A 24,621-nucleotide genomic window follows, 5' to 3' on the forward strand; every position below is an offset into this window, starting at 1 on the left:
GGATGAAATTTCCAAATCTATTCAAGCCGATCCGCATAAAAAATACAGTATTCAATAACCGGATTATTGCCACGCCTGCAGGACCTTATCATGATAAAGCTATTGGCGGAGCCGGGGTCATTATTACGGGCAGCGTTAACGTCAGCCGTAAGAGAGCAAGCTATTCCCGGCCGGACGAGCCCTATGCCTTCGATAAATATCAAATTGAAGCAACGAGAAATCGCGTAATTATCGCCCATCAGGCGGGAGCAAAGGCCTCGCTTGAACTGATTCATTCGGGCCAATATGCCCGTGTAGATGATTATGCCATTGGTCCTGTTGATCTTGTTCGGGCAGACGGCACCATCGTCAAAGCGATGGACGAGCAAATGATGGACGAGGTCGCGAACGACTGGGCTGAGACTGCAAAGCGGGCCAAGGAGACCGGATTTGATCTGGTTATGCTGCATTTCGCCCATGGCTGGCTACCTGCCGAATTCCTGTCACCGCTGTTTAACAAGCGGACGGACGAATACGGAGGTTCCTTTGAGAACCGGATTAAATTCCCGAAAATGATTATTGACCGGGTGCGCGAAGCGGTTGGTCATGATTTTATCGTGGACATGAGAATCAGCGCCTCCGAAATCGTGGACGGCTCGATTGAGTTTGAAGACGTGCTGGAGTTTATCAAAATCGTTGAGGACAAGCTGGATATGGTGCATATTTCGGCGGGGCTGGATATCAACTATGAGGGCAATGTGCATATGGCTCCAACGATCTTTAAAGAGCATATGCCTAACGTTGAGTGGGCTGCCGAGGTCAAGCGCAACGTTAAGATCCCCGTATCTGTGGTGGGCGCTATCATGAGTCCGGCGGAAGCCGAATCGATTATTGCAGAAGGCAAGGCGGATTTTGTTGCCCTGGGGCGCCCATTGATTGCCGACCCGTTCTGGCCGCAGAAGGCCAAGGAAGGCCGGGATGAGGATATCGTCCCTTGCCTGCGCTGCCAATACTGTTACCATATTTCCACGGAGCGCAAAAATGTCGGCTGTTCGGTCAATCCGCGTTATACCCGCTATGATATGGTTCCTTTGGAGTTGCCAAAGGCGAAGCAAAGCAAAAAGATTGTTATCGTCGGGGGCGGCCCGGCAGGGATGAAGGCTGCTTTAGTTGCCGATGAGCGGGGCCACGACGTTATTTTGCTGGAGAAGCACGAATCGCTCGGTGGGGCCTTGCGTTACTCGGCTTATGAAGAGCTAAAGATTGATTTGTACAATTATATGAACTACTTGATTACCCAGATCGGCAAATCAGGAGTTACGGTGAAGCTGGGCGTAGAAGCAACGCCGGAGCAGATGAAGCAGTTCTCCCCGGATGCCATTATTGTGGCTACGGGCGCAGTTCCGTTTACACCTCCGATTAAAGGCGTGGAGCAAAGCCATGTGCTGGGTGCGTTAGACGTCTACACCCGTATGGATGAAGTGGGGAACGAGGTTGTGCTGGTTGGCGGGGGCTCCACGGGATGCGAGCTTGGTATCGAACTGGCACGGCATGGGAAGCAGGTTACCATCATGGAAGCGGGGGATCTGCTAGCCAAGAACGGGAACATCCTGTATCGTGTTGGTTTAAGGCAGGCCATGGACAAGCAAGAAACGCTGCACACCAAGTTAAATGTAAAGATTGTAGAGATTAGCGCAGAAGGGGTTATTTATGAGGAAGCTGGCGAGCGGAAGCAAATTTCGGCAGATACTGTAATTCTCTCCACGGGGATGAGAACCACACCAGCGCTTATCGACTCGTTCTATGGCATCGTTCCGGACACCTTTGTCATCGGTGATGCTAACAAACCAAGAAATGTGATGGATGCCACACGAGAAGGTTACTTCATCGCCAAAAATCTGTAGAAATCAGTGTAGGGGGAAACAATTGTGTTTGGTTGGAAGAAGAAACAAGCCGTTCCCGTGGTGGTTGAGATTCCGTCTCCAGTACCCGGAACGTTGGTAGCCTTGGAGCAAGTGCCTGATGATGCTTTTGCCGCTAAAATGATGGGGGAAGGCATCGCCATTCAGCCAACGGAGGGCAAAGTCATCGCTCCGTTTGACGGCAAGGTCGTCCACTTGATGGAGAAGAGCAAGCATGCGGTCATGCTAGAGCATGAATCGGGTGCGCAAATCCTGATTCATGTCGGGATGAACACCGTATCTCTGAAGGGTGAGGGGTTTACGGCACATGTCAAAACGGGGGATGTTATAACCCGGGGACAACTGCTGCTGGAATTTGATATCGCCTTGATTGAGCAAGCGGGTTATCCTGTGATTACGCCTGTAATTGTACCGAATGGTCAGGTGTGTGTGAAGCAGGTGGAGGTAGCTGCAAGTCAGAGCGATCCTGCCCAAGCTGTCATAATCATTCAATGCTGAAAATCCGGTTTTGAATATGTACTATATGTAGTAAACATAAACGGCTGCTTTCCGAAGTTACTTTGGGAAGCAGCCGTTTTGTCACGGCTTAAGCCAGTTGAGTACGCGAAAGCGTAGGAAACAAAGGAGGGCCCCTTCAGGCCCGGCCTGAGCAATATTAGACTTGAACAATTATAGACATGACACATATAGATTCGAACACTTAATATTGAGGCACAAAGGGATTTGAGGGATTTGTACGATTCTTCATATAAAAGACCATTATTACCCTGAAAAGGACGTGCTTTGTATAAAAAGTCGTACAAAAAAGGACCTTTTCTCCTTGTGTATTCCAGCCGATATCCTCATGGTGCGAGCTCTGTTTTGGTTGGTGAGCCTTTTTTTTGAAGCCCTGGTATTGTTACTTCTTTACAGAATCTGTTATACTTTTTTATATCGACATGACAGTATGTCAAAAAAAGCTTGTGGGAAGAGTGAGGTGCCTGATCTATGACACCGCGAACGAAAGAACAAAATGAAGAGATTCGGCTGCGTCGTATCCGTGAGATTTTACGGGCTGCGGCGGAGGTGTATCTGGATAAGGGAATTGTGCTGGAGATCCGCGATGTGGCGGCTGCGGCAGGACTGGGGTATGGTACGGTATACCATTATTACAATAACAAAAACGATCTCGTATCGGATATGCTGTATCAGGGGCTGGAGAGAGCCGAGGCCTTGTGGGCTGGCGAGCTATCCCCGGCGGGGGGAGCAGGTTCTGGCAACGAGAAAACGGCTTCTGCTGGCGAGGATAGGAATTCATATAGCAAGGAAAGGGATTCTTTGCATGTTAGGGAGCGGCTGAGAGAGGCGTGTGCAGTGCTGCTCCGCGCTTGGGAAAGAGACCGGGCTCTTTTTTTGGCTTGTTATCTGGGGACGGATCAGTACCGGATGCTCCAGCCGGAGACAGCGGCGCTATTGTCTCCGGTTTACCGTTCCAACGTGCTGCTGCCGGTGGCTTCCCGGGTGAAGACCATTCTGGTGCAAGAAGCATCGCATAGCAGTAATGCACGGCAAGGAGCTGAGGCGGAGCGTCAGGCGGAATGGCTGCTTGCCGCGCTTGCCGCCTGTGCATTGCCTTCGGTCCGGCGGGGCACCTTGAAGGGTGAGATGGAAGGACTTATCCGCTTTGCGGCGGGAAGAGGATTTGTATGAAATAAGCGGATTGATTAAGAATGAAGCAGAATCAGAAGCAGAGTGGAGAGATGAAACAATATGATCACATTGAAATCCATGCGGGAGATTGAAGAAATGAAGCGGGCCGGCGAGGTCGTGGCGGCTTGCCACCGGGAGATTGCCAAGTGGGTCGTTCCGGGAAGAACTACACTGGAACTGAATGACATGATCGCCCGGCATATCGAGGAGCTTGGCGGGAAGCAATTTACGAAAGGATACAACGGCTTTCCGGCGGAAACCTGTATGTCTGTCAATGATGTGATTGCGCACGGTTTTCCTTCTTCCCGTCCGTTGGAGGACGGGGATTTGCTCAAAATCGATATTGTAGCCGAATATGAAGGCTGGTTCGGTGATTCATGCTGGTGTTATACGGTGGGCACACCTTCCCCGGCGGCGGAGAAGCTGCTGCAGGTAACCTATGAATGTCTGGAGCTGGGGATTGCCCAAGCTTTTCCCGGCAACCGGCTTGGCGATGTGACATCGGCTATTCAGCGGCATGCCGAATCCCACGGCTATGGGGTGGTAAGAGATCTGCTCGGGCATGGCATTGGCAGACAGCTGCATGAAGAGCCCGAATATGAGCATGTTGGAGCACCCGGCAAAGGCATTCGTTTGAAGGAGGGAATGGTGTTCACCATCGAACCGATGATTAATGAAGGTACCTTCCGGATCCGGATTGATGAGGATGGATGGACAGCCAGAACGGCTGACGGCAAGCTGTCGGCACAATTTGAGCATACGATTGCAATTACTAGCGAAGGGCCGTTGATTCTGACAGCTCAATAGAAAAGACGATCGAGGACCGTCCCGAGGCAGCGCAATGCTGCTGGCGTGGCGGCCTTTTTTTGTAAATCGGATGTATCCAGTATTAACCTGTTGACGGATGAGAATATTTGTTCGTATTATGAATATAATAAGAACAAGTGTTCCTTAATTTATATAAATCAAGGATGGGCTTCTATGGGAGATGAAGATCGTGGGAAAGCAAATTTTTTTGATCGATGGGCAGTCATTTTACGCCTCAATCGAGAAGGCGGCCCATCCGGAATATAGTGACAGGCCGATCGCCGTGGGAGATCCTTCGAGAATGAACGGAATTGTGCTTGCCGCATGTCCGCTTGCCAAATCTCAAGGGGTTACCACCGCTTCACGGGTCGGAGAAGCTTTAGCAATATGTCCGGAGCTGGTGGTGGTCCGTCCGCGTATGCACACCTACATTCAAATTTCACTGCTCATCTCTGAAATATTTGAATCGTATACAGATCTGGTAGAACCGTTCAGCATCGATGAACAATTTCTGGATGTAACCGCCTCGCAGTCTTACTATGGCCCACCGTTTGAAATTGCCCGCAGAATCCAGGAGCATGTGCTTATGTCCACCGGTGTGTGGACCCGGGTTGGCATAGGACCGACCAAGGTGCTGGCAAAAATGGCGATGGATAATTTCGCCAAAAAGACTGCGGAGGGCGTTTTTGAGCTCTCCTTCGACAGGCTGGATTCGACGCTCTGGCAGTTGCCGGTAAAAAGCATGTTTATGGTTGGCTCTGCCATGAACAGACACTTTGCCCGCATGGGGATTCGGCAAATTGGAGATATCGCAAGCATGGAGCTATCCGAATTCAAGCGAAGAATGCGGTGGGAAATGGGGAAACAAAGCGATATTCAGGCGGAGTATTACTGGCAAACAGCGCGCGGTATCGATCCTAGTCCGGTAATGCGCGAGATCAGGCAGCCGTTGAAATCGGTCGGTCATGGAAAGGCGCTCCGCTGGACGCTTTATGGTCGATTATGCGACATTGAGACCGTGTTGCTGGAATTGGTCATTGAAGTATGCCAGCGAACAAGACGTCATCGGTATATGGGCTCTGCGGTGTGCGTATCCGCATCCGAGACCGATGGCACGCGCACGCGCTCCTTCAGCCGCCAGATGAAGCTGCAGCATCCGACGGCGCTGACTCATGAGGTGGCTGCAGCTGCCCATCAGCTATTTATCAAATACTGGAACGGGCGACCGCTTAGTCATCTAAGTGTCACATTGTCCGATTTGACCGATGACGATGTTCTGCAGCTGACGTTGTTTGATAACCGTTCGCGCGCATATGACAGAGAACGGGCGATCGACTTGATTAAGGGAAGGTATGGGAGCACGGCCATTATGCGTGCTTCCTCCTTGCTGGAGGGCGCAATAGCACACGAAAGATCCGAGCAGATAGGGGGACATTATAAATGAGTAAGCTGGATGGAAATGAACGCTGGAAATCAAAGCTGCTGCTGACAGAGCATGCAGATCAATATGAGCAGCAAAATGGAACTCCCCGGAACAATCTGATTACCTCGGAGGAACGACTCATGCTTCGGGATTATATTTTGCTGCCCCACATGGAGACCATGGTTCAGAAAAGCCTCTCTGAGGTGGAATATTCGGTTAATATTCTCAAGCGCTCTTATCTGATGGCCGGACAATATATTATGGAGAAGGTGATTCAGGACCAGCATCGTTTGCGCCGGGAAATGAAACAGCGCAACATCAGGATTCTTCACGAGGAGCAGTCCGAATTGGTAGTATATTACCGTTATTACTGCCGGGGCTATGAAGAGCGTTTTGGAATAACCCGTGATGTCATGCGCTCTGAGATCAGTCTGCGGCTGACCCGATACATTGCAGAATTAGGTGTATTATTGAAAGAGCGTGTACGAGAATCAGCGGCGCCACACAAGTGAAAGAAGCTTTTAAGAACGATTTTAGCTCCAGTCTTTTTGCTGTAGTCTATATGGCTGCAGTTTCTTTGTAATCCTATGCCCTCAGGAAGTGATTTTTGTTATAATAGGGGTAGTTCAACAAGTCATCTTTTGATCACGAAGTGTTCCAAGGAGTTGATTCGGCGTCGAATCTTGCGTTCACCCTAGAAGTGTGGTACTCATGTAGGTTCTGCCTACACTCCGTTCCTCCTTCTTCGGGTTCTCGGAACCTTCTCGGTGTTGAAAAGCTGACTTTTTGAACTCGCACTAAAGGGTCAGAGTACGCAGAGAAATGGAGAGATAGCATGATATTACATAAAGGAGACATCTTGTTCCGGCAGGGAGATGAGGGGAATTATCTATATCACATCAAAAGCGGATTGTTCAAGGTGACCCGACTTCATGAGAACGGAAATATCGTGCTGTTTAATATCCTGTATCCCGGGGAGACGGTTCCCCATCATTCTCTGATCTCGCCGCAGGATGCGCATGGTACGGCTATCGCCTTAATCAAGAGCGAGGTAGAGATGATCCCGGCCCAGAAATGGTACAAGGAGCTAGAGGAGGATCCCGAGAAAACGATGGACGTTGCCCGTCTGCTCCAGGAAAAGGTCCGGTTCATGCAGGAACGGCTGGATCATTTGACGATCGGTACCCCTGCCGAGCGACTGGAGCTGTTATCGGACTGGCTTGGCCAGCATGCGAACGGAGCGCCGCTTACGGAATATTTGACACAGGAAGAAATCGGACAATTTATCGGCGTGCGGCGGGAGACCGTTAATCGGTTATTGCGCCATCATAATTGAAAAAAAGATGGAAGCCGCTAAGCTGTTTAGTCATTAATATTTTTGTGTTATAATAAGATAAGACAAAAACAGAAAGGATCAGGATACCATGTGTTCCCGAAGGACAAATTCCCCAAGGACGATTTGGAAACGTTATGATCTCTCTTACACTTAGCTTGTTTCGTGGAGCGTCGGTTTATGGCCAACAATCCTACGAAAGAAGCGTGTGATAATGCGAAGGATGAAGTCCTCAAGAGCCTTCTTACACGTAGGGTTTGACCATAAAGTCAACCAATCTGCGATAAGAGGGATATCGAATGAGGAACATAACAGAATGGAAAATTAACAGTAGACAGTTACTCATCATGTTGTTAGGCTCGTTTTTATTGGCATTTTCTTACTATCATATCAATTTTCAGAATGGGCTGTCGGAAGGCGGATTTGTTGGCCTTGCGCTACTCGGCAAATATTTGTTTGATTTGCCGCCTGCGCTGACAATGCTTGTGCTGGATATTCCGATCTTTATATTAGCTGTATGGCTGAAGGGCCGGAAATTTATTGCGCATACGCTTGTTGCTTCGATGTCGTTTTCGTTATTTTATGAATTGTGTGACAGCTTCTCGCCGCTGCGGATGGACTTTGGTTCCAATCTGCTCATGGCAGCGCTGCTCTCGGGATTGCTGACCGGCTTCGGTGCGGGTCTGGTTATCCGTGCAGGTGGTGCAACAGGCGGGGACGACATTTTATCGCTCATGATAAGTCAGTGGTCCGGCTTGAAGATCGGCACCGTGTTCATGACGATGGATGCCATCGTGCTGGTTGTCTCATTGTTATATCTGCCATTGAAAGAAACGATGTTTACGATATTGGCGGTCATGATCGCCGGACAGATGATTACATGGACCGTACAGTTTGGACACAGAGCGCCTGCTCCGCGGCGTCCAGTTACTTACGGCATGAAGAAGAAAACGGCTTAAGCCCATTGGGCTTGAGCCGTTTTTTTTGTGACTGCAGAGAGGATCATAGAACAGAACCTAGACCACGGCAACGATAAACAGCACCCATCCGGCGAGAAAGCAGAGCCCGCCAAGCGGCGTAACCGCACCCAGCTTCCGGATTCCTGTCAGACTAAGCACATACAGACTCCCGGAGAACAGCACGATTCCGGCAGTCAGCAGCCAGCCGGACACAGTGATCTGAGAAATATTTACCGTATCTCCCTGCACAGTACCGAGCAGAAGCAGGCCGAGTCCATGTGCGATCTGGTATTGGATTCCTGTCTGGTAATTTTTCATACGATCCGGAGTCAACTTGTCTTTCAGGGCATGGGCCCCGAAGGCTCCAAGCGCTACGGCAAGGAACATCATGATTCCGCCGAGCACGAGCAATGTTTGCATCGATCATCACCTCATTGCTATCTTACTTTCCCGGAGGGACGAGAGCAAGAAGGCTATTTCTTATCCTTTGGATGATTTTCGTCCCATTCCTCCGCCTTGGCTGTGGCGATAGCAATGGCGCGTCCTTCCTCATAGCCGTCTTCAAGCAGGGCGTTGGCGATTTCTATCGCCTTGTTTCGTACGCGGGAATCCAAATTTTTCATGGATGTCGGGTAATCTCCTTTACTCCAAGGCATTTCGCTTCATCCTTTCCTGGTGTAATAAGAACAGCTACCCGTCATTACCCGGTTAACGAAGAGGCCAAACGCTCAGGCCTCCGTATGCCATGATCCCTGCTGCCTGCGGATCAATACGATTTGTCCCGCATGGTAAGCGTCATGCAGCATCCAGCGGGCAAGTTCCTCGCCGAAGAGGACTTGAGCGTTAGCCGGTGAATACGGGGCTTCCAGATCGCTATCCGTCAGGCCGCCCAGAGCCTGTCCAAGCTCGGTGGCAATGCGTCCGGCCTCCTCAAGCAGAGCGTTCCAGCCAGCGCTATCCTTCGGATGCTCGCCTGAAGTGAAGGTGGCCTCATTCGTCGGAAGTCCGGACCCGGAAGGCGTATTTTTCAGGCGGTTCAAAAGTCGTTGGTTATAGTAGTTGAGGTGGGTAAGCGTCTCACGGATCGTATTCCCGCCGCCCGGCGGCTGCCAATCGGCCTGCTCGGCGTTTAACCCGCGCAGTGCGGCAGATAAGGGAATGATCCACTCCTGTGTATCCCAGGTGTTTTCCTTTTGCAGTTGAAGTACGTTTAGGGCGGTCAATTTCATGATAATCCTCTCCTTATTTTCAGTGTAACTGGCTAGAAGGATGTTAAAGGGTTACAATGAGAGCATAACATATGTTGATTATTTTTGTAACTACCTAAACTATAAATTAATAGTTACGTAGTAACTGATATACATGACATCGGAGGCATTGAATTGGAGACGTTATGGAGTGATTTTCTAAATAGCCGCGCTGGAGATTGGCGGGGGGGCAGCGGTCTGCAGGAACGGATGGGCAAGGAGAAGTGGCAGCGTTATTTCCTGGAGCGATGGAGTCTGTCCGCTCCTGCGCCAGCAAGCGGCGAGACGGTGAAGGAGCTTCAAGCATTCAGGGAGCAACTGAGGGCACTGGTTCAACATTATATTGCAGGAGGGCTGGTGTCGGAAAAAGATTTAGAGATGCTAAATCCGGTGCTTGCAAAAGGACCCGTAATTCGGTGTGCCATCATCCAAGGCGGAGTGATCTCTATGGAGGGAGTTCCTCTGCGGAACGACTGGGAGCAGATTATGGCGGAGGTTGCGGCATCCTTCTTGCATACGCTAACCGCAGGGGAGCCGTCAAGAATCCGCATTTGCGACAATCCGGACTGCGGCTGGATATTTTATGATGATACGAGAAACCGGACAAAGAAATATTGCGAGGACAAAACCTGCGGCAATCTGATGAAGGTGCGGCGCTTCCGGGCGAAGAAGAAGGAGCAGGAGCTGGGAAAAGACACGACCACTACCAGCGGGGAGTGACACGGAGATAAAAAAGTCCAGGGTTTAAGTTAAATTAATCGTCATAGCAGTCACAATTGACAGATTAACTACTATGTGCTACTTTATAGTGGTAGTAAGTAATACTGCATACCAGTCATACGGAATAGTGGGAGGGATTATGTTGGAAAACCTGACGGAAATGCTCAAAGGCGTGCTTGAAGGCTGTGTCCTAGAAATTATAAGCCGTAAAGAAACCTATGGATACGAGATCACACGGCGGCTGAACGCTCTTGGCTTCACAGATGTTGTGGAGGGAACGGTATATACAATCCTGATCCGGCTTGAAAAAAACAAGTTGGTGGAGACCGCCAAGAAGCCCTCCGACATGGGACCTCCGAGGAAGTTTTTCGCAATCAACGATGCGGGGCGTGAGGAGTTGCAGAGATTCTGGGAGAAATGGGCGTTCGTATCCTCAAAAATTAGGGAGTTAAAGGAGGGGGAATCATAATGAACTTTTGGGAAAAAATCACCGGCAGCGACATGACTAAAGAGATGAAAGCTTTTGAATCGCGGGTCAAAGAGCTGCCAGTTGATTATCAAGATGCATGGAATAAAATTAATGTTCATCTCTGGTCGTACTCGGATTTTACTGGCCGCAACCTCATGCCTATTCTCGATGGAGTACTTGGCTTGCTCGAAGAAACAGCGGAGGAAGGACAGCAGGTCCATGAGGTTCTGGGTGACGATATCAAGGGCTTTTGTTCCGCATTGGTCGGTGAAGAAGGGGCAAAGTCTTATCGCGATAAGTGGCGCGAGCAGCTCAATAATAATATCGCAAAAAAATTAGGCAAATAGGAGGGCGAAAATGAGAATACAGGATATAATGCAAGGCAAAAGAGAATGGCGGGCACATGTGGCACGTGTCAAGAGGCTCCCGCAAGACTATCAGATTGTATATAAAGAAATTCAGAAATATTACTATAAGGTCGGCCCTGTCGAGCTAAGCGATGGAATAGAGCTGCTAACGGGAATTATCGACCTCTTTGAAGAGGGGGCGGCCTCGGGGAAAGGCGTGCTCGAAGTGACAGGAAGGGATGTAGCGGCTTTTTGCGACGATCTGATCAAAGATTCCAAAACATATGCTGATCTCTATCAAGAATCCGTTGATAAAGGCGGAACAAGGGGATAGCGGGTGAGTCTTTTGCTGCAGCACCTTAAAAATCCGCGTCATGCCGCGGAAGATTTATTGGGTCTAATCAAACAGCGGCAGTCCGGGACTTTAATATCTCGTCCAAGGCTGCCGCTGTCTTTATCATTACGCAGTTAAACTAAGCTTGTTACTTGTTCTCGAATAAATACAGGTATTCGCCGTAGCCTTCCGCATTCATCTTCTCTTTCGGTACGAAGCGAAGAGCGGCGGAATTAATACAGTAGCGAAGTCCGGTTGGTTCGGGACCGTCCTCGAATACATGCCCCAGGTGGGAATCCCCTTCCCTGCTGCGCACTTCCGTACGGATCATGAAATGGCTGGTATCTGTCTTTTCCTTGATGCTGTACGAACGCAAGGGGCGGGTAAAGCTGGGCCATCCGCATCCGGCATCATATTTGTCGAGCGAGCTGAACAGCGGCTCCCCGGATACGATATCCACATAGATCCCTTCATCCGTGTTATTCCAGTACTCGCCGGTAAAGGGGCGCTCGGTAGCATTCTTCTGCGTAACCTCGTATTGGATGGGGGTCAGGCGAGTTCTCAGCTCCTCCGGATTGGCGGGACCCGCCCAATGACGGTCAATGAAGTCCTCCCGGCCGGAGCCTTTGCGATAGCGTTTATAGTGCCCGGGATTTTTTCGATGGTAGTCTTGATGATAGTCCTCAGCGGCATAGAATGGAGCAGCCGGCAAAATCTCCGTTACGATCGGCTTGTCAAAGCGGCCGCTGGCGGCCAGCTCTGCCTTGGAATGCTCCGCTTCCTCCCGTTGTTGCTCACTATGGTAGAAAATAGCTGTCCGGTACGATTCTCCCCGATCATGGAATTGCCCGCCTTCATCCGTCGGGTCAATCTGCTGCCAGAATAGCTCCAGGAGCTTTCTGTAAGGAAAGACGGCCGGATCGAATGTAATCTGTACGGCTTCATAGTGGCCCGTATCCCCGGCGCAAACTTCCTCATACGTCGGATTGGCGGTTCGGCCGCCGGTATAACCGGATACGATCCCGTGAATTCCGGGAAGCTCTTCAAAAGGCGAAACCATGCACCAGAAGCAGCCTCCTGCAAAGGTGGCCAGCTCACGGCCGGAAGATTGCGGTATATTCATGCTGATCCCTCCATTTTCATTTGGCATCATTAATAACAGGCTGGAACTTGATCCGGCTTCCAGTATAACGTTTTTTGTCCCAAAACTGAAAGCTGTCCAGGGTCTTTTTTTAATATATACCCAAAATACAGTTGCCAGCAGAAGTACCAGCATATATCCGAGAGCTGCCTTTAATGCCATTTTCGGTTCCTCCCATAAAGATGCGCCCAGAAAGGCGTAGAAGAACACGCTTGGCAGCTTGCCGACAACAGAGCCGGCCAGATAGGTGAAGAAGGGAATGTTATAAGCTCCCGAATAGATGTTGATTGCCGTTTGGGGGAATACCGGCGTTAATTTACATAAGACGATTGTGGCAAAAGGACGCTGTTCGATGACCTTGCTGATCCGCTCCAGCGGTTTGAGTCTTTCCGTCCAGCGTGAGGCCACATCCCGGAACCCGTAGGCCGCACCGGCGTATACGAGTGCTCCGGCTAGCGTAGAACTGATCAGGGTGATCATTCCCCCGAACAGTCCTCCCAGCATATATCCGGCAGCGGCGATAACGACGCGGTAGGGCAAGATTGGAACAAAGGCGAGCAAGGTCGATAAAGCCAACAGGCTCCAGAGCGGAGGATTGCCCGTGATCCATCCATTAAGCTCCTCCTTGAACAGATAAGCCAAGGCAAAAGCAAGGGCATACACTGTGAGTGCGATCCATTTTCTCATAACGGCTCCTTTCCGCCCATCCATGATACAAAGTCTTCCCTTAATTAAATCTAGCGTATTCTTCATGTCCATGCTATAATTACTAAGAATTTTATATGCATGGTTCCCAAAGGGGAGTAGCTTACTACAATAAAGTCGTCATGACGGGTTCACGCCCCGGCTTTATTGGCAACCTAACGTTGTTAGCGAGACCTTTGCCTGATGCGAGTATTGGGTGAAGGTCTTTTTATTTTGTATAAAATAAAAATGCACCTGTGCCCGGTTTAACGAGCAAAGGTGCATTTTTTCATACCAGAGGCTGGAACCGGATCGTAGGAGAGGAGAGAGAATATGGAGTTATTGACGTTGGAGTTCTGGACAGCCTTGCTATCCATCGTTCTGATCGATCTTGTGCTTGCAGGCGACAATGCGATTGTAATCGGGCTTGCCGCGCGCAATGTTCGAAAGGAGGACCAGAAGAAGGTTATTATCTGGGGAACTATAGGGGCAATCGTGGTTCGTGTCATCATGACCTTGCTTGTACTGGAGCTGCTGAAGCTACCGGGGTTGCGGCTGGCCGGCGGACTGGCTCTGATCTGGATTGCCTATAAGCTTTTGGTCGACGATAAGAGCCACGATATTAAAGGCGGAGACCGCATGTGGGCCGCTATCGGCACCATTATTATTGCCGATACCATGATGGGCCTGGATAATGTGCTTGCGGTGGCGGGCGCTGCGAATGAGGACTTTCTGCTCGTAGTATTTGGCCTGGCTATTTCCATACCGATTATGGTGCTGGGAAGTACGATGATTCTGAAGCTGACAGAGCGCTTCCCGGTCGTCATTACGATCGGAGCGGCTGTGCTGGCATGGACGGCATCCAAGATGCTGGTTGCTGAGCCGCTGATTCTTGACTGGTTCGCAAGCGGTTGGATCAAGTACGGGTTCGAAATGGTTATTATTGCTCTTGTTGTAGGCTTGGGACATTTAATGAAGAAAAAGCTTGAGCGCGAGCGTGAAATTCAGCAAATGCTGAATCAAGGCAACCTCCCGCTGTAGTTATAGGTGTACAGGGAAGAACCTTTCTCCATTCCGGGGAAAGGTTCTTCTTATTTTTTGAATATAGACTTCGCGGACAAAGTCAGGATTCGACCGGCGTGCGGGCATGCTGGCGGAATTGTTTGGGAGACATCCCGAACCGCTTCCTAAATACCCGGTGAAAATAATTGTAGTTTGGAAAGCCGGAGCTTTCGGCCACATGCTCCAGACTAAGCGGGCTGAAAATGATTCTTTCCCGCGCCATATTCAGGCGAACCTCAAGGGTGTATTGAATAATGCTGGTGTCGAATGTCTCTTTAAACAGATGCACCGCCCGCGAGACGCTAATGCCGGCATAGGCCGCCGCATCCTCCAGGCGAATCGGTCCAGCCGCATTCTCTTCAATATAATTCTTAATCCGGTGGGCAAGATAAGTGGGATAGGTCCGGGTTGGCTGCTGGAGCAAATTGCGGTCAATATCCGTACACAGAATCTTTAAGTAATACTCTGCGATTTCAGGAGAAGGATTGGAGATTCGTTGCCGCTCCAGCATAATTTGCCGGAAAGCCCCGACAACCCCCTCTGACAGCGGAAGCCGGATAATGCGGGGACGGGGCTGTTTCTGCCACCACTCCTCGATCCATTCCCCTGAAGGGAAGATATGATAGTCGCCGCTGTTAATCAACGGAGGTCCCTGTGCCTGAACGCCGATGGAAGGCTCGGCTTCAATCCGCAGCTCGTAGGGCTGTCCGGGGGCGACAAGCAGCAGGTCACCGGGCTCCAGCCGCTCCAGCTTCCCTTCAATACGGGTGCGGCAGCGGCCTGTAGTCTGCAGCCGTATTAGATGATTCTCCAGCCCTTCCGGTTGGAAAATATGAAACGGCTTGCTGTGAAGGGAATAGCCAGCGGTCAGAATTTGCAGGTTTTTATTGTTCAAAAATGCCACTCTCCCAAGTACCAAAAAAAATAATGACCAGATTGTTCATGTTTCAATCATATTATTCATTTTACTGTAAAGCAATTTGGAATACCATGTAGAAGAGTTGATCAATTCGTTTAATTAAAGGTTGAGGTGATTATTTTGACACAAGTAGGTCTCCAGCTTTATACAGTTCGCGATGCTATGGAACAGGATTTTGAAGGAACCCTGCACAAGGTTGCAGCACTGGGATATCAAGGGGTGGAATTTGCGGGATACTTCGGCCGGACAGCCGAGCAGGTCAAGGCCATTCTGGATGAAACCGGTTTGATTGCTTTGGGAGCGCATACACCTTATGTGAGATTGCGCGATGCGCTTGATGAGGAAATCGCGTTTAATAAAGCGATCGGCAACACTACATTGATCATGCCTTTCTTGGAAGAGGAAGATCGTCATCGCTGGCATGAAATTTTTGCAGATATGGACAAGATCGGTCAACGCTGTGCGGATGCGGGGGTTATTTTCTGCTATCATAATCATGAATTCGAGCTTACACAGCATCTGGATGGCCAGCCTGTATTGGACGTTATGTTCTCGAAGCTGCCTGCAGAACGTCTGCAAATGGAGCTTGATACCTGCTGGGTTCACTATGCAGGGCTTGATCCGGTTGCTTATATAAACAAGTATGCGGACCGTTTGCCGCTGGTTCACTGGAAGGATATGGCGAAGCGCGAGGATGGTTCGGCCGAGACGGTAGAGCTGGGGCATGGAGAAGTCGATATTAAGGCGATTGCAGATGCCGCAATTCAAGCAGGGGCAGCCTGGCTGGTGGTTGAGCAGGATTACTGTGCCGGCAATCCGCTCGATTGTATTGGAGAGAGTATGAAATGGATACGCAGTTATGCGAATAACGGGGGGAATATTCATGTCTAAGAAGCTGAAGGTAGCGATTGTAGGCTGCGGAGGGATTGCAAATAACAAGCATTTGCCGGCTTTGGTGAAGCTTGAGGAGGTAGAATTGGTTGCGTTCTGCGATATCGTTGAAGAACGTGCGGAGAAAGCCGCAAAGGAATTCGGGACAGCAGACGCTAAAGTATATACGGACTTCCGCAAATTGCTTAGTGAGACGGATGTCGAGGTTGTCCATGTCTGCACTCCGAATGATTCCCATGCGGAAATTACGGTAGCATCCCTGGAATCCGGCAGACATGTTATGTGTGAGAAGCCGATGGCCAAGACCGCCGAGCAGGCAAGACAAATGCTGGATGCGGCGAAGCGTACCGGCAAAAAGCTCAGCATCGCTTACCAGAACCGTTTCCGCAGCGACAGCTTGTATCTGAAGCAGTTGTGCGAGCAAGGAGAGCTCGGAGACATTTACTACGGAAAGGCGCTGGCGCTCAGACGTCGTGCAGTACCTACCTGGGGCGTATTCCTTGATGAAGAGAAGCAAGGCGGAGGCCCGTTGATTGATATTGGCACCCATGCCCTTGACCTGACACTTTGGCTCATGGACAATTATGAACCAAAGAGTGTTACCGGTTCAGTCTTCCACAAGCTGGGCAACCGTGAAAATGCAGCCAATGCTTTCGGTCCTTGGAATCCGGAGGAATTCAAGGTTGAGGATTCCGCTTTCGGCTTCATTACAATGAAGAATGGAGCGACTATTGCGCTCGAATCCAGCTGGGCGCTGAATGTAATTGATTTCGGAGAAGCAAGAACACTGCTGTGCGGAACCGAGGGCGGAGCGGACATGAATGACGGCCTTCGTCTGAATGGCGAAAGAATGAGCCGCCTGTATGAGACGAAGGTAGACCTTGGCAGCGGAGGCGTGGCCTTCTTCAGCGGCGAGCAGGAGACCGATTCCTTGCGGGAAGCCAGATCCTGGGTCCAAGCCATTCTGGAAGACAAAGAGCCGCTCGTGAAGCCGGAGCAAGCATTGGTCGTTACTGAAATTCTAGAAGCGATCTATGAATCGGCCAGAACGGGCAAGACCGTATATTTTGATTAATTCGGCGGACACGCAAATGACAGGAGGCTATTGAAATGAAATTAGGCGTATTTCTGGTTCTATTCGGAGGACGGCCGCTGGAAGAAGCGCTGGACCTGGTTGCATCCAAGGGAGTTAAGGCTGTTGAGATCGGAACCGGAGCATATCCAGGGGATGCACATTGCAAGCCGGATGAGCTGCTAGAGAGCAAGGCTGCGCGTGAAAACTTCAAGAAGGCCGTTGAATCCCGCGGTTTGACGATTAGTGCACTGAGCTGCCACGGGAACCCGCTCCATCCTCAGCAGCATATCGCCCAAGGCTTTCATGATACCTTTGTAAAGACAGTACAACTGGCCGAGCTGCTGGAGGTTCCGGTGGTGAACACGTTCTCGGGTTGCCCGGGAGATCATGAGGATGCTAAATATCCGAACTGGCCTGTGGCGCCATGGCCGAATGATTATCAAGAAATCCTGGACTGGCAATGGACGAACAAAGTGATCCCTTACTGGACAGAATGGGGGAAATATGCGGCTGACCACCACGTTAAGATTGGTCTGGAGCTGCATGGAGGCTTCTCGGTACATACGCCGGGAACACTGCTTCGCCTGCGCGAAGCGGCAGGTGAAGCCATCGGAGCGAACCTGGATCCAAGCCATATGTGGTGGCAAGGCATCGACCCGGTTCAGGCGATCTCTATCTTGGGCAGGGCAGGCGCGATTCACCATTTCCATGCCAAGGATACGACGATTGATCCGGTCAATGTACATCGTCACGGAATCACGGACATGCAGTCCTATACCTTGATGCAGGACCGCGCATGGCAGTTCCGCACGGTAGGCTATGGTCACGATCTGAAGACCTGGGCGGACATTATCAGTGCGCTTCGTCTTTATGGATATGACTATGTCGTGAGCATTGAGCATGAAGACGGACTGATGTCGATTGAGGAAGGCTTCTCGAAGGCTGTTAAGAATCTGCAGCAGATTATGATTGAAGACTCCGCTGCAGAAATGTGGTGGGTCTAAATCCTTCGTTCTATTTCTTCTCGTGAATCTTGGCGGCTGCCTTTCGCAGCCGCTTTTTCATGTGTAGATGAATCGGGTATAATAACAAATACTGGAGCGATTAAAAAGGGATTCACCTGTATCCATCCCGCATAAAGTGTGGTACTATGAAATATACTAACGATTCGTAAGTTATTAACCGGTTATGTAGAAAGTATGAGGTGAGATTAACATGGAAGAGCATCATACGGCGATGTGTCCCCGGTTTGAATCCGCTTTCGTAATTTTGGGTAAACGCTGGAATGGCCTGATTATCCGCACCTTGCTTAGCGGCCCGAAGCGGTTTAAGGACATCTCTAACGGAATTCCAGCGATGAGTGACAAGATGTTGTCCGAGCGTATGAAAGATTTGGAGACCGAAGGAATTGTTATTAGGCATGTTTATCCGGAAACTCCCGTAAGAATTGAGTATGAGCTGACAGAAAAGGGAAGAGCGCTGAATCCAGTCATGGAGCAAGTACAGTGCTGGGCAGAGCAGTGGATTGAGTAGGCTGTGACGTGCCGTTTTCGTGTGGCGGAGCGGCACGAAATATGATGAAAGTAGGTGTACTTGTGGCTGAGGTAATCGTAATCGGAGCGGGACCTGCAGGTTCAAGCGCGGCATTGTTTTTGGCCAAGGCGGGCAAAGAAACCTTGGTGCTCGACGGCAATGCCAGCATGACGAAGCGGGCCTGGATTGAGAACCACTATGGAGCCAAGGATATCAGCGGCCCGGATTTGCTGAAGATCGGCCGGGAGCAGGCTCAGAAGGCGGGGGCAAAGTTCATTGAAGAGAAAGTGACCGTTGTCGATACGAACGGAGGCTCCAAGGTGACCGTGAAGACGGAATCCGGAAGAAGCTATGAGGCCTCGCATGTCATCCTGGCTACGGGTGCATTGACAGAGTTGGCGGCATCGATCGGTCTGGAACTGAAAGAGGGCCGCGAGCCGCGCATTAAAGCGGTGGTAGAGACCGATGGTTACGGCAGAACGAGCAACCCTCGGATCTGGGTTGCAGGCACGCTTGCCGGCGTAAGCGTTCACACGATTATTACAGCCGGAGACGGAGCCAGGGTGGCGATCGAGCTGTTGAGTGAATTGAATGGCGAACGCTACGTAGATCACGATGTACTGAAATCATAAGAGTACCTTCAAGACTTTCCGTAAGCTTCAGCTTGCGGAGAGCCTTTTTTATTTTTTGACATATTTATTGTGACTCCACGCACAAACGTTATTTTTCCCATCCCGCAAACTAAGGATAGAGATTGTGAAATTATACACTTAAAAAAGTGAAAAATATCACAATTAATTCAAAATTTCAATTGTGTAATTTGTAGGTTGAAGGAGCGGAGCTCCAATAGAGAACAACGATGTTGAGGAGGTAGTTCTACGATGAACGCAGCAAAAGAGAAACTGGTGGTAATAGGCAACGGGATGGCCGGAATCAGCACCGTGGAGCAAATTTTAAAGTTGACTACGAAATTCGATATCACGGTCTTCGGGAGCGAGCCTCACCCGAACTATAACCGGATCATGCTGTCCTATGTGCTTGAAGGAAGCAAGACCATCGATGATATCGTCCTAAATGATCTGCATTGGTATGAAGATAACGGCATTAAGCTCCATATGGGTACGGCTGTATCCAGAATCGATGAGCAGAGTAAGGAAGTCGTGACCGAGCAGGGCATGAGAGTTCCTTATGACAAGGTGTTAATCGCGACAGGCTCGAATTCATTTATTCTGCCGATTCCAGGCAGTGACAAAGAGGGCGTTGTCGGCTTCCGGGATATCGCAGATTGCAATCAGATGCTGGAAGCGGCAAAATCCTACCGTAAGGCAGCCGTTATCGGCGGGGGCTTGCTTGGGCTGGAGGCAGCAAAGGGTCTTGTTCAATTGGGGATGGACGTCACAGTGGTTCACCTGATGGAAGACTTAATGGAGCGTCAGCTTGATCATCAGGCTGCATCCATGTTGAAGGCAGAGCTGGAGCGTCAAGGCATTAAGTTTAAGATGGGTGCGCAAACGTCCGAGCTTTTGGGTGATGCCCGGGTCAGCGGATTGCGATTTGCCGACGATACGGTACTGGAAGCGGAGTTCGTTGTGATGGCAGTCGGAATAAAGCCGAATGTAGCTGTAGCCCGTGAAAGCGGGATTACCGTCAATCGGGGAATCGTAGTGAACGACTATATGCAAACTTCTATGGAAGGTGTCTATTCCGTAGGTGAATGCACCGAGCACCGGGGAACCTGTTACGGCCTGGTGGCGCCTCTATTTGAACAAGGCTCTATTCTTGCTAAGCATATCTGTGGAGTGGATACCGCCCCTTATGAGGGATCCGTCATGTCCACGAAGTTGAAAATATCAGGTGTTGATGTGTTCTCGACCGGCGCATTTATCGATGGACCGGAGCATACGGTTATTTCCAATAAAGATGACTGGAAACGCACCTACAAGAAAATCTTGCTGCAGGACGGTATCATCGTAGGCGCAGTGTTATTCGGTGATATTGATGATGCAAATGAGCTTCAGAAGCTGGTGAAGAACAAAGCAGAGATGACCGACGAGCTGTATGCTTCTCTGATGGGTACAGGCTGCTGCGGCGGAGGAAAGAAGACAGCTGCTGTTGAGACCATGCCGGATGAAGAGATCGTCTGCGGCTGTAATGGGGTAACCAAAGGAACGATTGTAGATGTCATTACCAATCAAGGCTTGACTACTGTCGACGAAATTAAGGCTTGTACCGGGGCAACCCGTTCCTGCGGAGGCTGTAAGCCAGTCGTAGAGCAGATTTTACAATATGTGCTTGGCGACGGCTTTACTGCGGCTACCAAGCAGGGTATTTGCGGCTGTACGACCTTAAGCCGGGATGAAATCGTGGCAGAGATTCAGGAGAAGGGCCTGCAGACGACGAAGGAAGTCATGAATGTACTGGGCTGGAGCCAACCGGAGGGATGCTCGAAATGCCGTCCGGCACTGAACTACTACCTTGGAATGCTGTATCCTGACACCCATGAGGACGAGAAGCCATCCCGCTTCGTTAACGAGCGGATGGCGGCCAATATCCAGAAGGACGGGACATATACAGTCGTGCCGCGGATGTATGGCGGAGTTACAACGCCAGAAGAACTCAAGCGCATTGCAGATGTATCGTTGAAGTATGATGTGAAGGTTGTCAAGGTAACCGGAGGTCAGCGCCTTGACCTGATCGGCGTGAAGAAGGAAGACCTGCCTAAGGTATGGGAAGAGCTGGATATGCCTTCCGGTTATGCCTATGCCAAGTCGCTCCGTACCGTAAAAACCTGCGTAGGCTCACAGTTCTGCCGCTTTGGAACCCAGGATTCCATGGGGATGGGCGCGATTCTGGAGCGCAAGTTCGAACGGCTTGATTTCCCGGCCAAATTCAAGATGGCAGTTAACGGCTGTCCGCGGAACTGCGCGGAATCGTGCACGAAGGATATCGGAATCGTCGGAAATGATGGCGGATGGGAAATCTTTGTCGGCGGGAACGGGGGGATCAAGGCACGTCTTGCAGATCCGCTCTGCAAGGTGAAGACGGATGATGAGCTGATCGAAATCGTTGGCGCAATTATGCAGTATTATCGTGAGAGCGGCAATTATTTAGAGAGAACCTCGGAGTGGGTGGAACGAATCGGATTAGATGCGATTAAAGCGAATGTCGTTGATGATCACGAGAACCGGAAGGCATTGATGGAACGAATCGAGTTCGCGCTTCAGCAGGTAGAAGACCCTTGGAAGAAGATGCTGAATGATACGGAGCATCGGGAGAAGCTGTACAATCGCCTGGAAATGAGCAATCAGCTGTAAATTGTGAGATGGAGAGGAGAAATGAAATATGAACATGGAGAAAGAGAACAGTCTTCAATTCTATGCTGCGGGGTCAGTCGATGAGTTTCTATTGCAGATTGGACGGGTCGTGGAAATCAACGGACAGGAAATTGCCGTCTTTCCGCTTTCCGATGGACGGATCTTTGCCGCTTTGAACCAGAGCCCGCATCCGAAGGGCGGACCGCTTGCGGAAGGGATCTTGTCCGGACATTACTTATATGATCCGCTGTACGACTGGAAGATTGACTTGACTACCGGATTGGTGCAGGCTCCCGATACGGGCCAAGCTAGCATGTGCCGGGTGAAGGTGGAGAACGGTCAAGTATGGATCGCATTCGAACAGCAGCTCCAAATGACATAGACGGAGGGGATCTCCATGTTTACACAAAATGTTGAAGCCATCGTAGAAGCCGCGGTCAAAAAAAGAGATCTGATGAACGAGAGTCTGTCAAGATATATGGTGGCAGCCATGCTCGCCGGCGCTTATGTCGGACTCGGAATTATTCTGATCTTTTCGGTAGGCGCACCATTTGCAGCAGTCAAGTCACCGTTTCAGCCCATGGTGATGGGCATGTCCTTCGGGATTGCCCTGACCCTGGTTATCTTCGCAGGCTCCGAGTTGTTTACCGGCAATAACATGTTCTTTACGGCAAGCACCTTAGCGGGAAGAACGACAATCGGGGATACCGCGAAGAACTGGACGCTGGTATTCCTCGGAAATCTTGCAGGGGCTGTTGTTCTCAGCCTCTTGATCGTAGGAACCGGACTATTCAAGGCTGCGGGGCCGGAGCATCTGATCTTTGCCGCATCCGCGAAGAAGATGGGAGCCCCGGTCATGGAATTGTTCTTCCGCGGCATTTTGTGTAACTGGCTCGTCTGTCTCGCGATCTGGATGAGCAATCGGGCCAAGGATGATATCAGCAAGCTGATTCTGATCTGGTGGTGTCTCTATGCCTTTATCGCAAGCGGCTATGAGCACAGCGTAGCGAATATGACGCTGCTCAGCCTTTCCTTGCTGCTGCCTAATCACCCGGATACCGTTACGCTGGCCGGCTGGCTGCATAATATGATTCCGGTGACACTCGGCAATATCGTTGGGGGCGCTATCTTCGTCGGCATGGCTTACTGGTTCATCTCACCGGTTCGCAAGAAGGAGAAAGCACGTAAAGCGGCTTAAGTGATCTGTGCACTGGGAACGTGTGAAGTGTGCTTATGATCGCGAGAGCGCAGTGAATGTGAGGTAGGCTGACGTTTCTCCGTACTGGGGGTAACATGTGAAGGTCGCCTTCAATCGCTGTTGTTCGCGGATTCTTTGATTGAATACAATCAGAATTTGCAGGAATCCGCTTACAAAGGCGAACGCTTCGCTTCTGCAGCAACCTTCACACTTATACCCTTATTACGCAGACTCTTGAGCTCGGCTTTACATGTGCCGCGATGCAATATAGTACTGATATAGCCGCCATACGGCTGCTATATGGCAGAAGACACTCTATGCATCACTGCATCAGTCGCGCTGCTTCCTGCTTCACATGCCGAAATAGCTTGGAGTGTTGGTCAGGCGAAGTTCGGCGCAAGGCAGGAGCATCGTGGGATTGGAGCGCAATGTTAATTGCGGCGAGCTGTATCCTGCTTGCGTGATGCCCCAAGCAACAAGCTTATTGCAGTGCAGCGTAAGGCGCAGCTATATGCAAACTGCATTGTAGTTAAACTGCAAGGGCGAAGTAGCCGGGGCATAAGTGTGAAGGTAAAAGCTTTCTGTAAGAAAGCTGCTTCGGAAGCATAGAGCGTCATAATGAAAGAAATCCGCGAACAACAGCGATCGTAGCAACTCTTCACACGTTGCCCCCTTAACTCGCCCTCTAATGTTTAACCGCTCTCCGTGTATTGATTGCGCACTAACAGAAAAAAGGCCTCCCGCTGTTGGGAAGGCCCTTTTTAAAGTAGCACGTTAAGTTAAGTCCGGCAGCATTGAAGAGATTAGATCCGGCAGATTTCATTCGGACAGAGCTCGCAGTGGCAAATATCCTGCAGCATTACCAGATCCTTGATAACAATCATGCCGTTATCATACTCCAGCGCATCTTTTTTACGAAGATCACTCAGCATCCGGTTGACGCTTTCACGGGTTGCGCCAATCATATTGGACAAATCCGTATGGGTGATTTTCTTATTGATCAGAATGTTCTCACCATGCTGTTCACCGTAAGTATTGCTTAGACGAATCAGGGTAGAGCAAAGCGCGCCCGGCTTCCCGTACATCATCAGATCGCGGAATTTCGTCTGTGTCAATCGGTGATGGATGCCCATCCATTTCATGAAATCAATCGCAAAATCGCAGTGCTGGCAGATCATGATCTCCAGATCCTTCTGCTCGATAACGCCAACCTCACTGTCCTCAATGACTTCGGCAGTGAAGCTGTGCTTGGTGCTAAAGAAAGGATCCGCCTGACCCACCATATCTCCGCGGCCGTACATGTAGAGGATCAGTTCTTTGCCTTCATCGGTAGACTTGGTCAGCTTGACACGCCCGCGTTTAACATAAAATAGTTTATCGGAAAAGTCGCCTTCCCAGAAAAGATGCGTTCCCTCAGGGTACGCTTTTTCTTTCATCGTGACAAGGAGACGGTTGAAGTTTTGCTCGGTAAAACAGCTCGTATTGCCGCGGGGCAGAGTGACGCTCATCATTTCGCTCATTATGGATTTCCCCTTTGTGTTCCAAATTTTTCTGAAAATTTTAAATTAATTATAT

Annotated in this window: 27 protein-coding genes and 1 pseudogene; 21 read left to right on the top strand and 7 right to left on the bottom strand. The window is 50.2% G+C overall.

Annotated elements, in window-relative coordinates; genetic code table 11:
* Nucleotides 1–2: 2 nt before the first annotated feature.
* The 8 genes from KQJ23_RS13860 to KQJ23_RS13895 all read left to right on the top strand — a co-directional run bounded on the left by KQJ23_RS13860 (nt 3) and on the right by KQJ23_RS13895 (nt 8,112).
* Complete coding sequence (locus KQJ23_RS13860; RefSeq protein ID WP_216479468.1) at nt 3–1,883, top strand: oxidoreductase; 1,881 nt, start codon at nt 3–5, stop codon at nt 1,881–1,883.
* A gap of 24 nt (nt 1,884–1,907) precedes the next feature.
* Nucleotides 1,908–2,399 carry a PTS sugar transporter subunit IIA gene (locus KQJ23_RS13865; RefSeq protein WP_216479469.1) on the top strand — a complete coding sequence of 164 codons (492 nt, stop codon included), beginning with the start codon at nt 1,908–1,910 and terminating at the stop codon, nt 2,397–2,399.
* Between the two features lie 489 nt (nt 2,400–2,888).
* On the top strand, nt 2,889–3,590 hold the full coding sequence (locus tag KQJ23_RS13870; RefSeq protein ID WP_216479470.1) for a TetR/AcrR family transcriptional regulator: 702 nt from the start codon (nt 2,889–2,891) through the stop codon (nt 3,588–3,590).
* Nucleotides 3,591–3,650: 60 nt separating this feature from the next.
* Nucleotides 3,651–4,397: a type I methionyl aminopeptidase gene (gene map, locus KQJ23_RS13875; protein ID WP_216479471.1), complete on the top strand. Its 747-nt coding sequence runs from the start codon at nt 3,651–3,653 to the stop codon at nt 4,395–4,397.
* A gap of 181 nt (nt 4,398–4,578) precedes the next feature.
* On the top strand, nt 4,579–5,841 hold the full coding sequence (locus KQJ23_RS13880; protein WP_216479472.1) for a DNA polymerase IV: 1,263 nt from the start codon (nt 4,579–4,581) through the stop codon (nt 5,839–5,841).
* Nucleotides 5,838–6,332 carry a YhjD family protein gene (locus KQJ23_RS13885; RefSeq protein ID WP_216479473.1) on the top strand — a complete coding sequence of 165 codons (495 nt, stop codon included), beginning with the start codon at nt 5,838–5,840 and terminating at the stop codon, nt 6,330–6,332. The genes KQJ23_RS13880 and KQJ23_RS13885 overlap by 4 nt, the downstream gene beginning before the upstream one ends.
* A gap of 323 nt (nt 6,333–6,655) precedes the next feature.
* The gene (locus tag KQJ23_RS13890; RefSeq protein ID WP_216479474.1) at nt 6,656–7,156 is read left to right on the top strand and encodes a Crp/Fnr family transcriptional regulator; all 501 of its coding nucleotides are present in this window, start codon (nt 6,656–6,658) and stop codon (nt 7,154–7,156) included.
* A 296-nt stretch (nt 7,157–7,452) separates the two neighbouring features.
* Nucleotides 7,453–8,112, top strand: a complete 660-nt coding sequence (locus tag KQJ23_RS13895) for a YitT family protein (RefSeq protein WP_216479475.1) — start codon at nt 7,453–7,455, stop codon at nt 8,110–8,112.
* 57 nt (nt 8,113–8,169) lie between these two features.
* Here KQJ23_RS13895 and KQJ23_RS13900 read toward each other — a convergent pair whose 3' ends face one another.
* The 3 genes from KQJ23_RS13900 to KQJ23_RS13910 form a co-directional block, all read right to left on the bottom strand.
* The gene (locus tag KQJ23_RS13900) at nt 8,170–8,532 is read right to left on the bottom strand and encodes a DUF423 domain-containing protein (protein ID WP_216479476.1); all 363 of its coding nucleotides are present in this window, start codon (nt 8,530–8,532) and stop codon (nt 8,170–8,172) included.
* Between the two features lie 53 nt (nt 8,533–8,585).
* A complete protein-coding gene (locus KQJ23_RS13905) occupies nt 8,586–8,768 on the bottom strand; it encodes a DUF2188 domain-containing protein (protein WP_216479477.1) in 183 nt (60 codons plus the stop codon).
* A 72-nt stretch (nt 8,769–8,840) separates the two neighbouring features.
* Nucleotides 8,841–9,341 (bottom strand): DinB family protein, encoded by a 501-nt coding sequence (locus KQJ23_RS13910; protein WP_216479478.1) that lies wholly within the window; start codon nt 9,339–9,341, stop codon nt 8,841–8,843.
* Between the two features lie 153 nt (nt 9,342–9,494).
* On the opposite strand from KQJ23_RS13910, the gene KQJ23_RS13915 reads away from it, so the two are divergent.
* The 4 genes from KQJ23_RS13915 to KQJ23_RS13930 all read left to right on the top strand — a co-directional run bounded on the left by KQJ23_RS13915 (nt 9,495) and on the right by KQJ23_RS13930 (nt 11,229).
* The gene (locus KQJ23_RS13915) at nt 9,495–10,079 is read left to right on the top strand and encodes a CGNR zinc finger domain-containing protein (protein ID WP_216479479.1); all 585 of its coding nucleotides are present in this window, start codon (nt 9,495–9,497) and stop codon (nt 10,077–10,079) included.
* Between the two features lie 139 nt (nt 10,080–10,218).
* On the top strand, nt 10,219–10,548 hold the full coding sequence (locus KQJ23_RS13920; protein WP_283571187.1) for a PadR family transcriptional regulator: 330 nt from the start codon (nt 10,219–10,221) through the stop codon (nt 10,546–10,548).
* On the top strand, nt 10,548–10,895 hold the full coding sequence (locus KQJ23_RS13925) for a DUF1048 domain-containing protein (RefSeq protein ID WP_216479481.1): 348 nt from the start codon (nt 10,548–10,550) through the stop codon (nt 10,893–10,895). Before KQJ23_RS13920 ends, KQJ23_RS13925 begins: the two co-directional genes overlap by 1 nt.
* Nucleotides 10,896–10,905: 10 nt before the next feature.
* Nucleotides 10,906–11,229 carry a DUF1048 domain-containing protein gene (locus KQJ23_RS13930; protein ID WP_216479482.1) on the top strand — a complete coding sequence of 108 codons (324 nt, stop codon included), beginning with the start codon at nt 10,906–10,908 and terminating at the stop codon, nt 11,227–11,229.
* A 148-nt stretch (nt 11,230–11,377) separates the two neighbouring features.
* Here KQJ23_RS13930 and msrA read toward each other — a convergent pair whose 3' ends face one another.
* A complete protein-coding gene (gene msrA, locus KQJ23_RS23780; RefSeq protein ID WP_249529775.1) occupies nt 11,378–12,352 on the bottom strand; it encodes a peptide-methionine (S)-S-oxide reductase MsrA in 975 nt (324 codons plus the stop codon).
* 213 nt (nt 12,353–12,565) lie between these two features.
* Nucleotides 12,566–13,129: pseudogene (locus KQJ23_RS23960) on the bottom strand (TVP38/TMEM64 family protein); the annotation flags it as partial.
* A gap of 258 nt (nt 13,130–13,387) precedes the next feature.
* Here KQJ23_RS23960 and KQJ23_RS13940 point away from each other — a divergent pair.
* Complete coding sequence (locus KQJ23_RS13940; RefSeq protein WP_216479484.1) at nt 13,388–14,095, top strand: TerC family protein; 708 nt, start codon at nt 13,388–13,390, stop codon at nt 14,093–14,095.
* 82 nt (nt 14,096–14,177) lie between these two features.
* On the opposite strand, the gene KQJ23_RS13945 is transcribed toward KQJ23_RS13940, so the two are convergent.
* Nucleotides 14,178–15,011: an AraC family transcriptional regulator gene (locus KQJ23_RS13945; protein WP_216479485.1), complete on the bottom strand. Its 834-nt coding sequence runs from the start codon at nt 15,009–15,011 to the stop codon at nt 14,178–14,180.
* Between the two features lie 144 nt (nt 15,012–15,155).
* Here KQJ23_RS13945 and KQJ23_RS13950 point away from each other — a divergent pair, with 144 nt between their 5' ends.
* The 8 genes from KQJ23_RS13950 to KQJ23_RS13985 all read left to right on the top strand — a co-directional run bounded on the left by KQJ23_RS13950 (nt 15,156) and on the right by KQJ23_RS13985 (nt 23,046).
* On the top strand, nt 15,156–15,926 hold the full coding sequence (locus KQJ23_RS13950; RefSeq protein ID WP_216479542.1) for a sugar phosphate isomerase/epimerase family protein: 771 nt from the start codon (nt 15,156–15,158) through the stop codon (nt 15,924–15,926).
* Nucleotides 15,919–17,001, top strand: coding sequence for a Gfo/Idh/MocA family protein (locus KQJ23_RS13955; RefSeq protein WP_216479486.1), 1,083 nt, complete (start codon nt 15,919–15,921; stop codon nt 16,999–17,001). Before KQJ23_RS13950 ends, KQJ23_RS13955 begins: the two co-directional genes overlap by 8 nt.
* A gap of 35 nt (nt 17,002–17,036) precedes the next feature.
* Nucleotides 17,037–18,005, top strand: coding sequence for a sugar phosphate isomerase/epimerase family protein (locus KQJ23_RS13960; protein ID WP_216479487.1), 969 nt, complete (start codon nt 17,037–17,039; stop codon nt 18,003–18,005).
* A 211-nt stretch (nt 18,006–18,216) separates the two neighbouring features.
* Nucleotides 18,217–18,534 (top strand): winged helix-turn-helix transcriptional regulator, encoded by a 318-nt coding sequence (locus KQJ23_RS13965; RefSeq protein WP_044479153.1) that lies wholly within the window; start codon nt 18,217–18,219, stop codon nt 18,532–18,534.
* 62 nt (nt 18,535–18,596) lie between these two features.
* On the top strand, nt 18,597–19,166 hold the full coding sequence (locus tag KQJ23_RS13970) for an FAD-dependent oxidoreductase (protein WP_216479543.1): 570 nt from the start codon (nt 18,597–18,599) through the stop codon (nt 19,164–19,166).
* 249 nt (nt 19,167–19,415) lie between these two features.
* A complete protein-coding gene (gene nirB / locus KQJ23_RS13975) occupies nt 19,416–21,848 on the top strand; it encodes a nitrite reductase large subunit NirB (RefSeq protein WP_216479488.1) in 2,433 nt (810 codons plus the stop codon).
* Between the two features lie 34 nt (nt 21,849–21,882).
* The gene (locus KQJ23_RS13980; RefSeq protein ID WP_430522303.1) at nt 21,883–22,230 is read left to right on the top strand and encodes a nitrite reductase (NAD(P)H) small subunit; all 348 of its coding nucleotides are present in this window, start codon (nt 21,883–21,885) and stop codon (nt 22,228–22,230) included.
* Between the two features lie 15 nt (nt 22,231–22,245).
* On the top strand, nt 22,246–23,046 hold the full coding sequence (locus KQJ23_RS13985; RefSeq protein WP_216479490.1) for a formate/nitrite transporter family protein: 801 nt from the start codon (nt 22,246–22,248) through the stop codon (nt 23,044–23,046).
* Nucleotides 23,047–23,849: 803 nt separating this feature from the next.
* On the opposite strand, the gene KQJ23_RS13990 is transcribed toward KQJ23_RS13985, so the two are convergent.
* Nucleotides 23,850–24,566, bottom strand: a complete 717-nt coding sequence (locus KQJ23_RS13990; RefSeq protein WP_044479150.1) for a Crp/Fnr family transcriptional regulator — start codon at nt 24,564–24,566, stop codon at nt 23,850–23,852.
* Nucleotides 24,567–24,621 lie beyond the last annotated feature (55 nt).

The organism is Paenibacillus brevis, from assembly GCF_018919145.1.
Taxonomy (GTDB): domain Bacteria; phylum Bacillota; class Bacilli; order Paenibacillales; family Paenibacillaceae; genus Fontibacillus; species Fontibacillus brevis.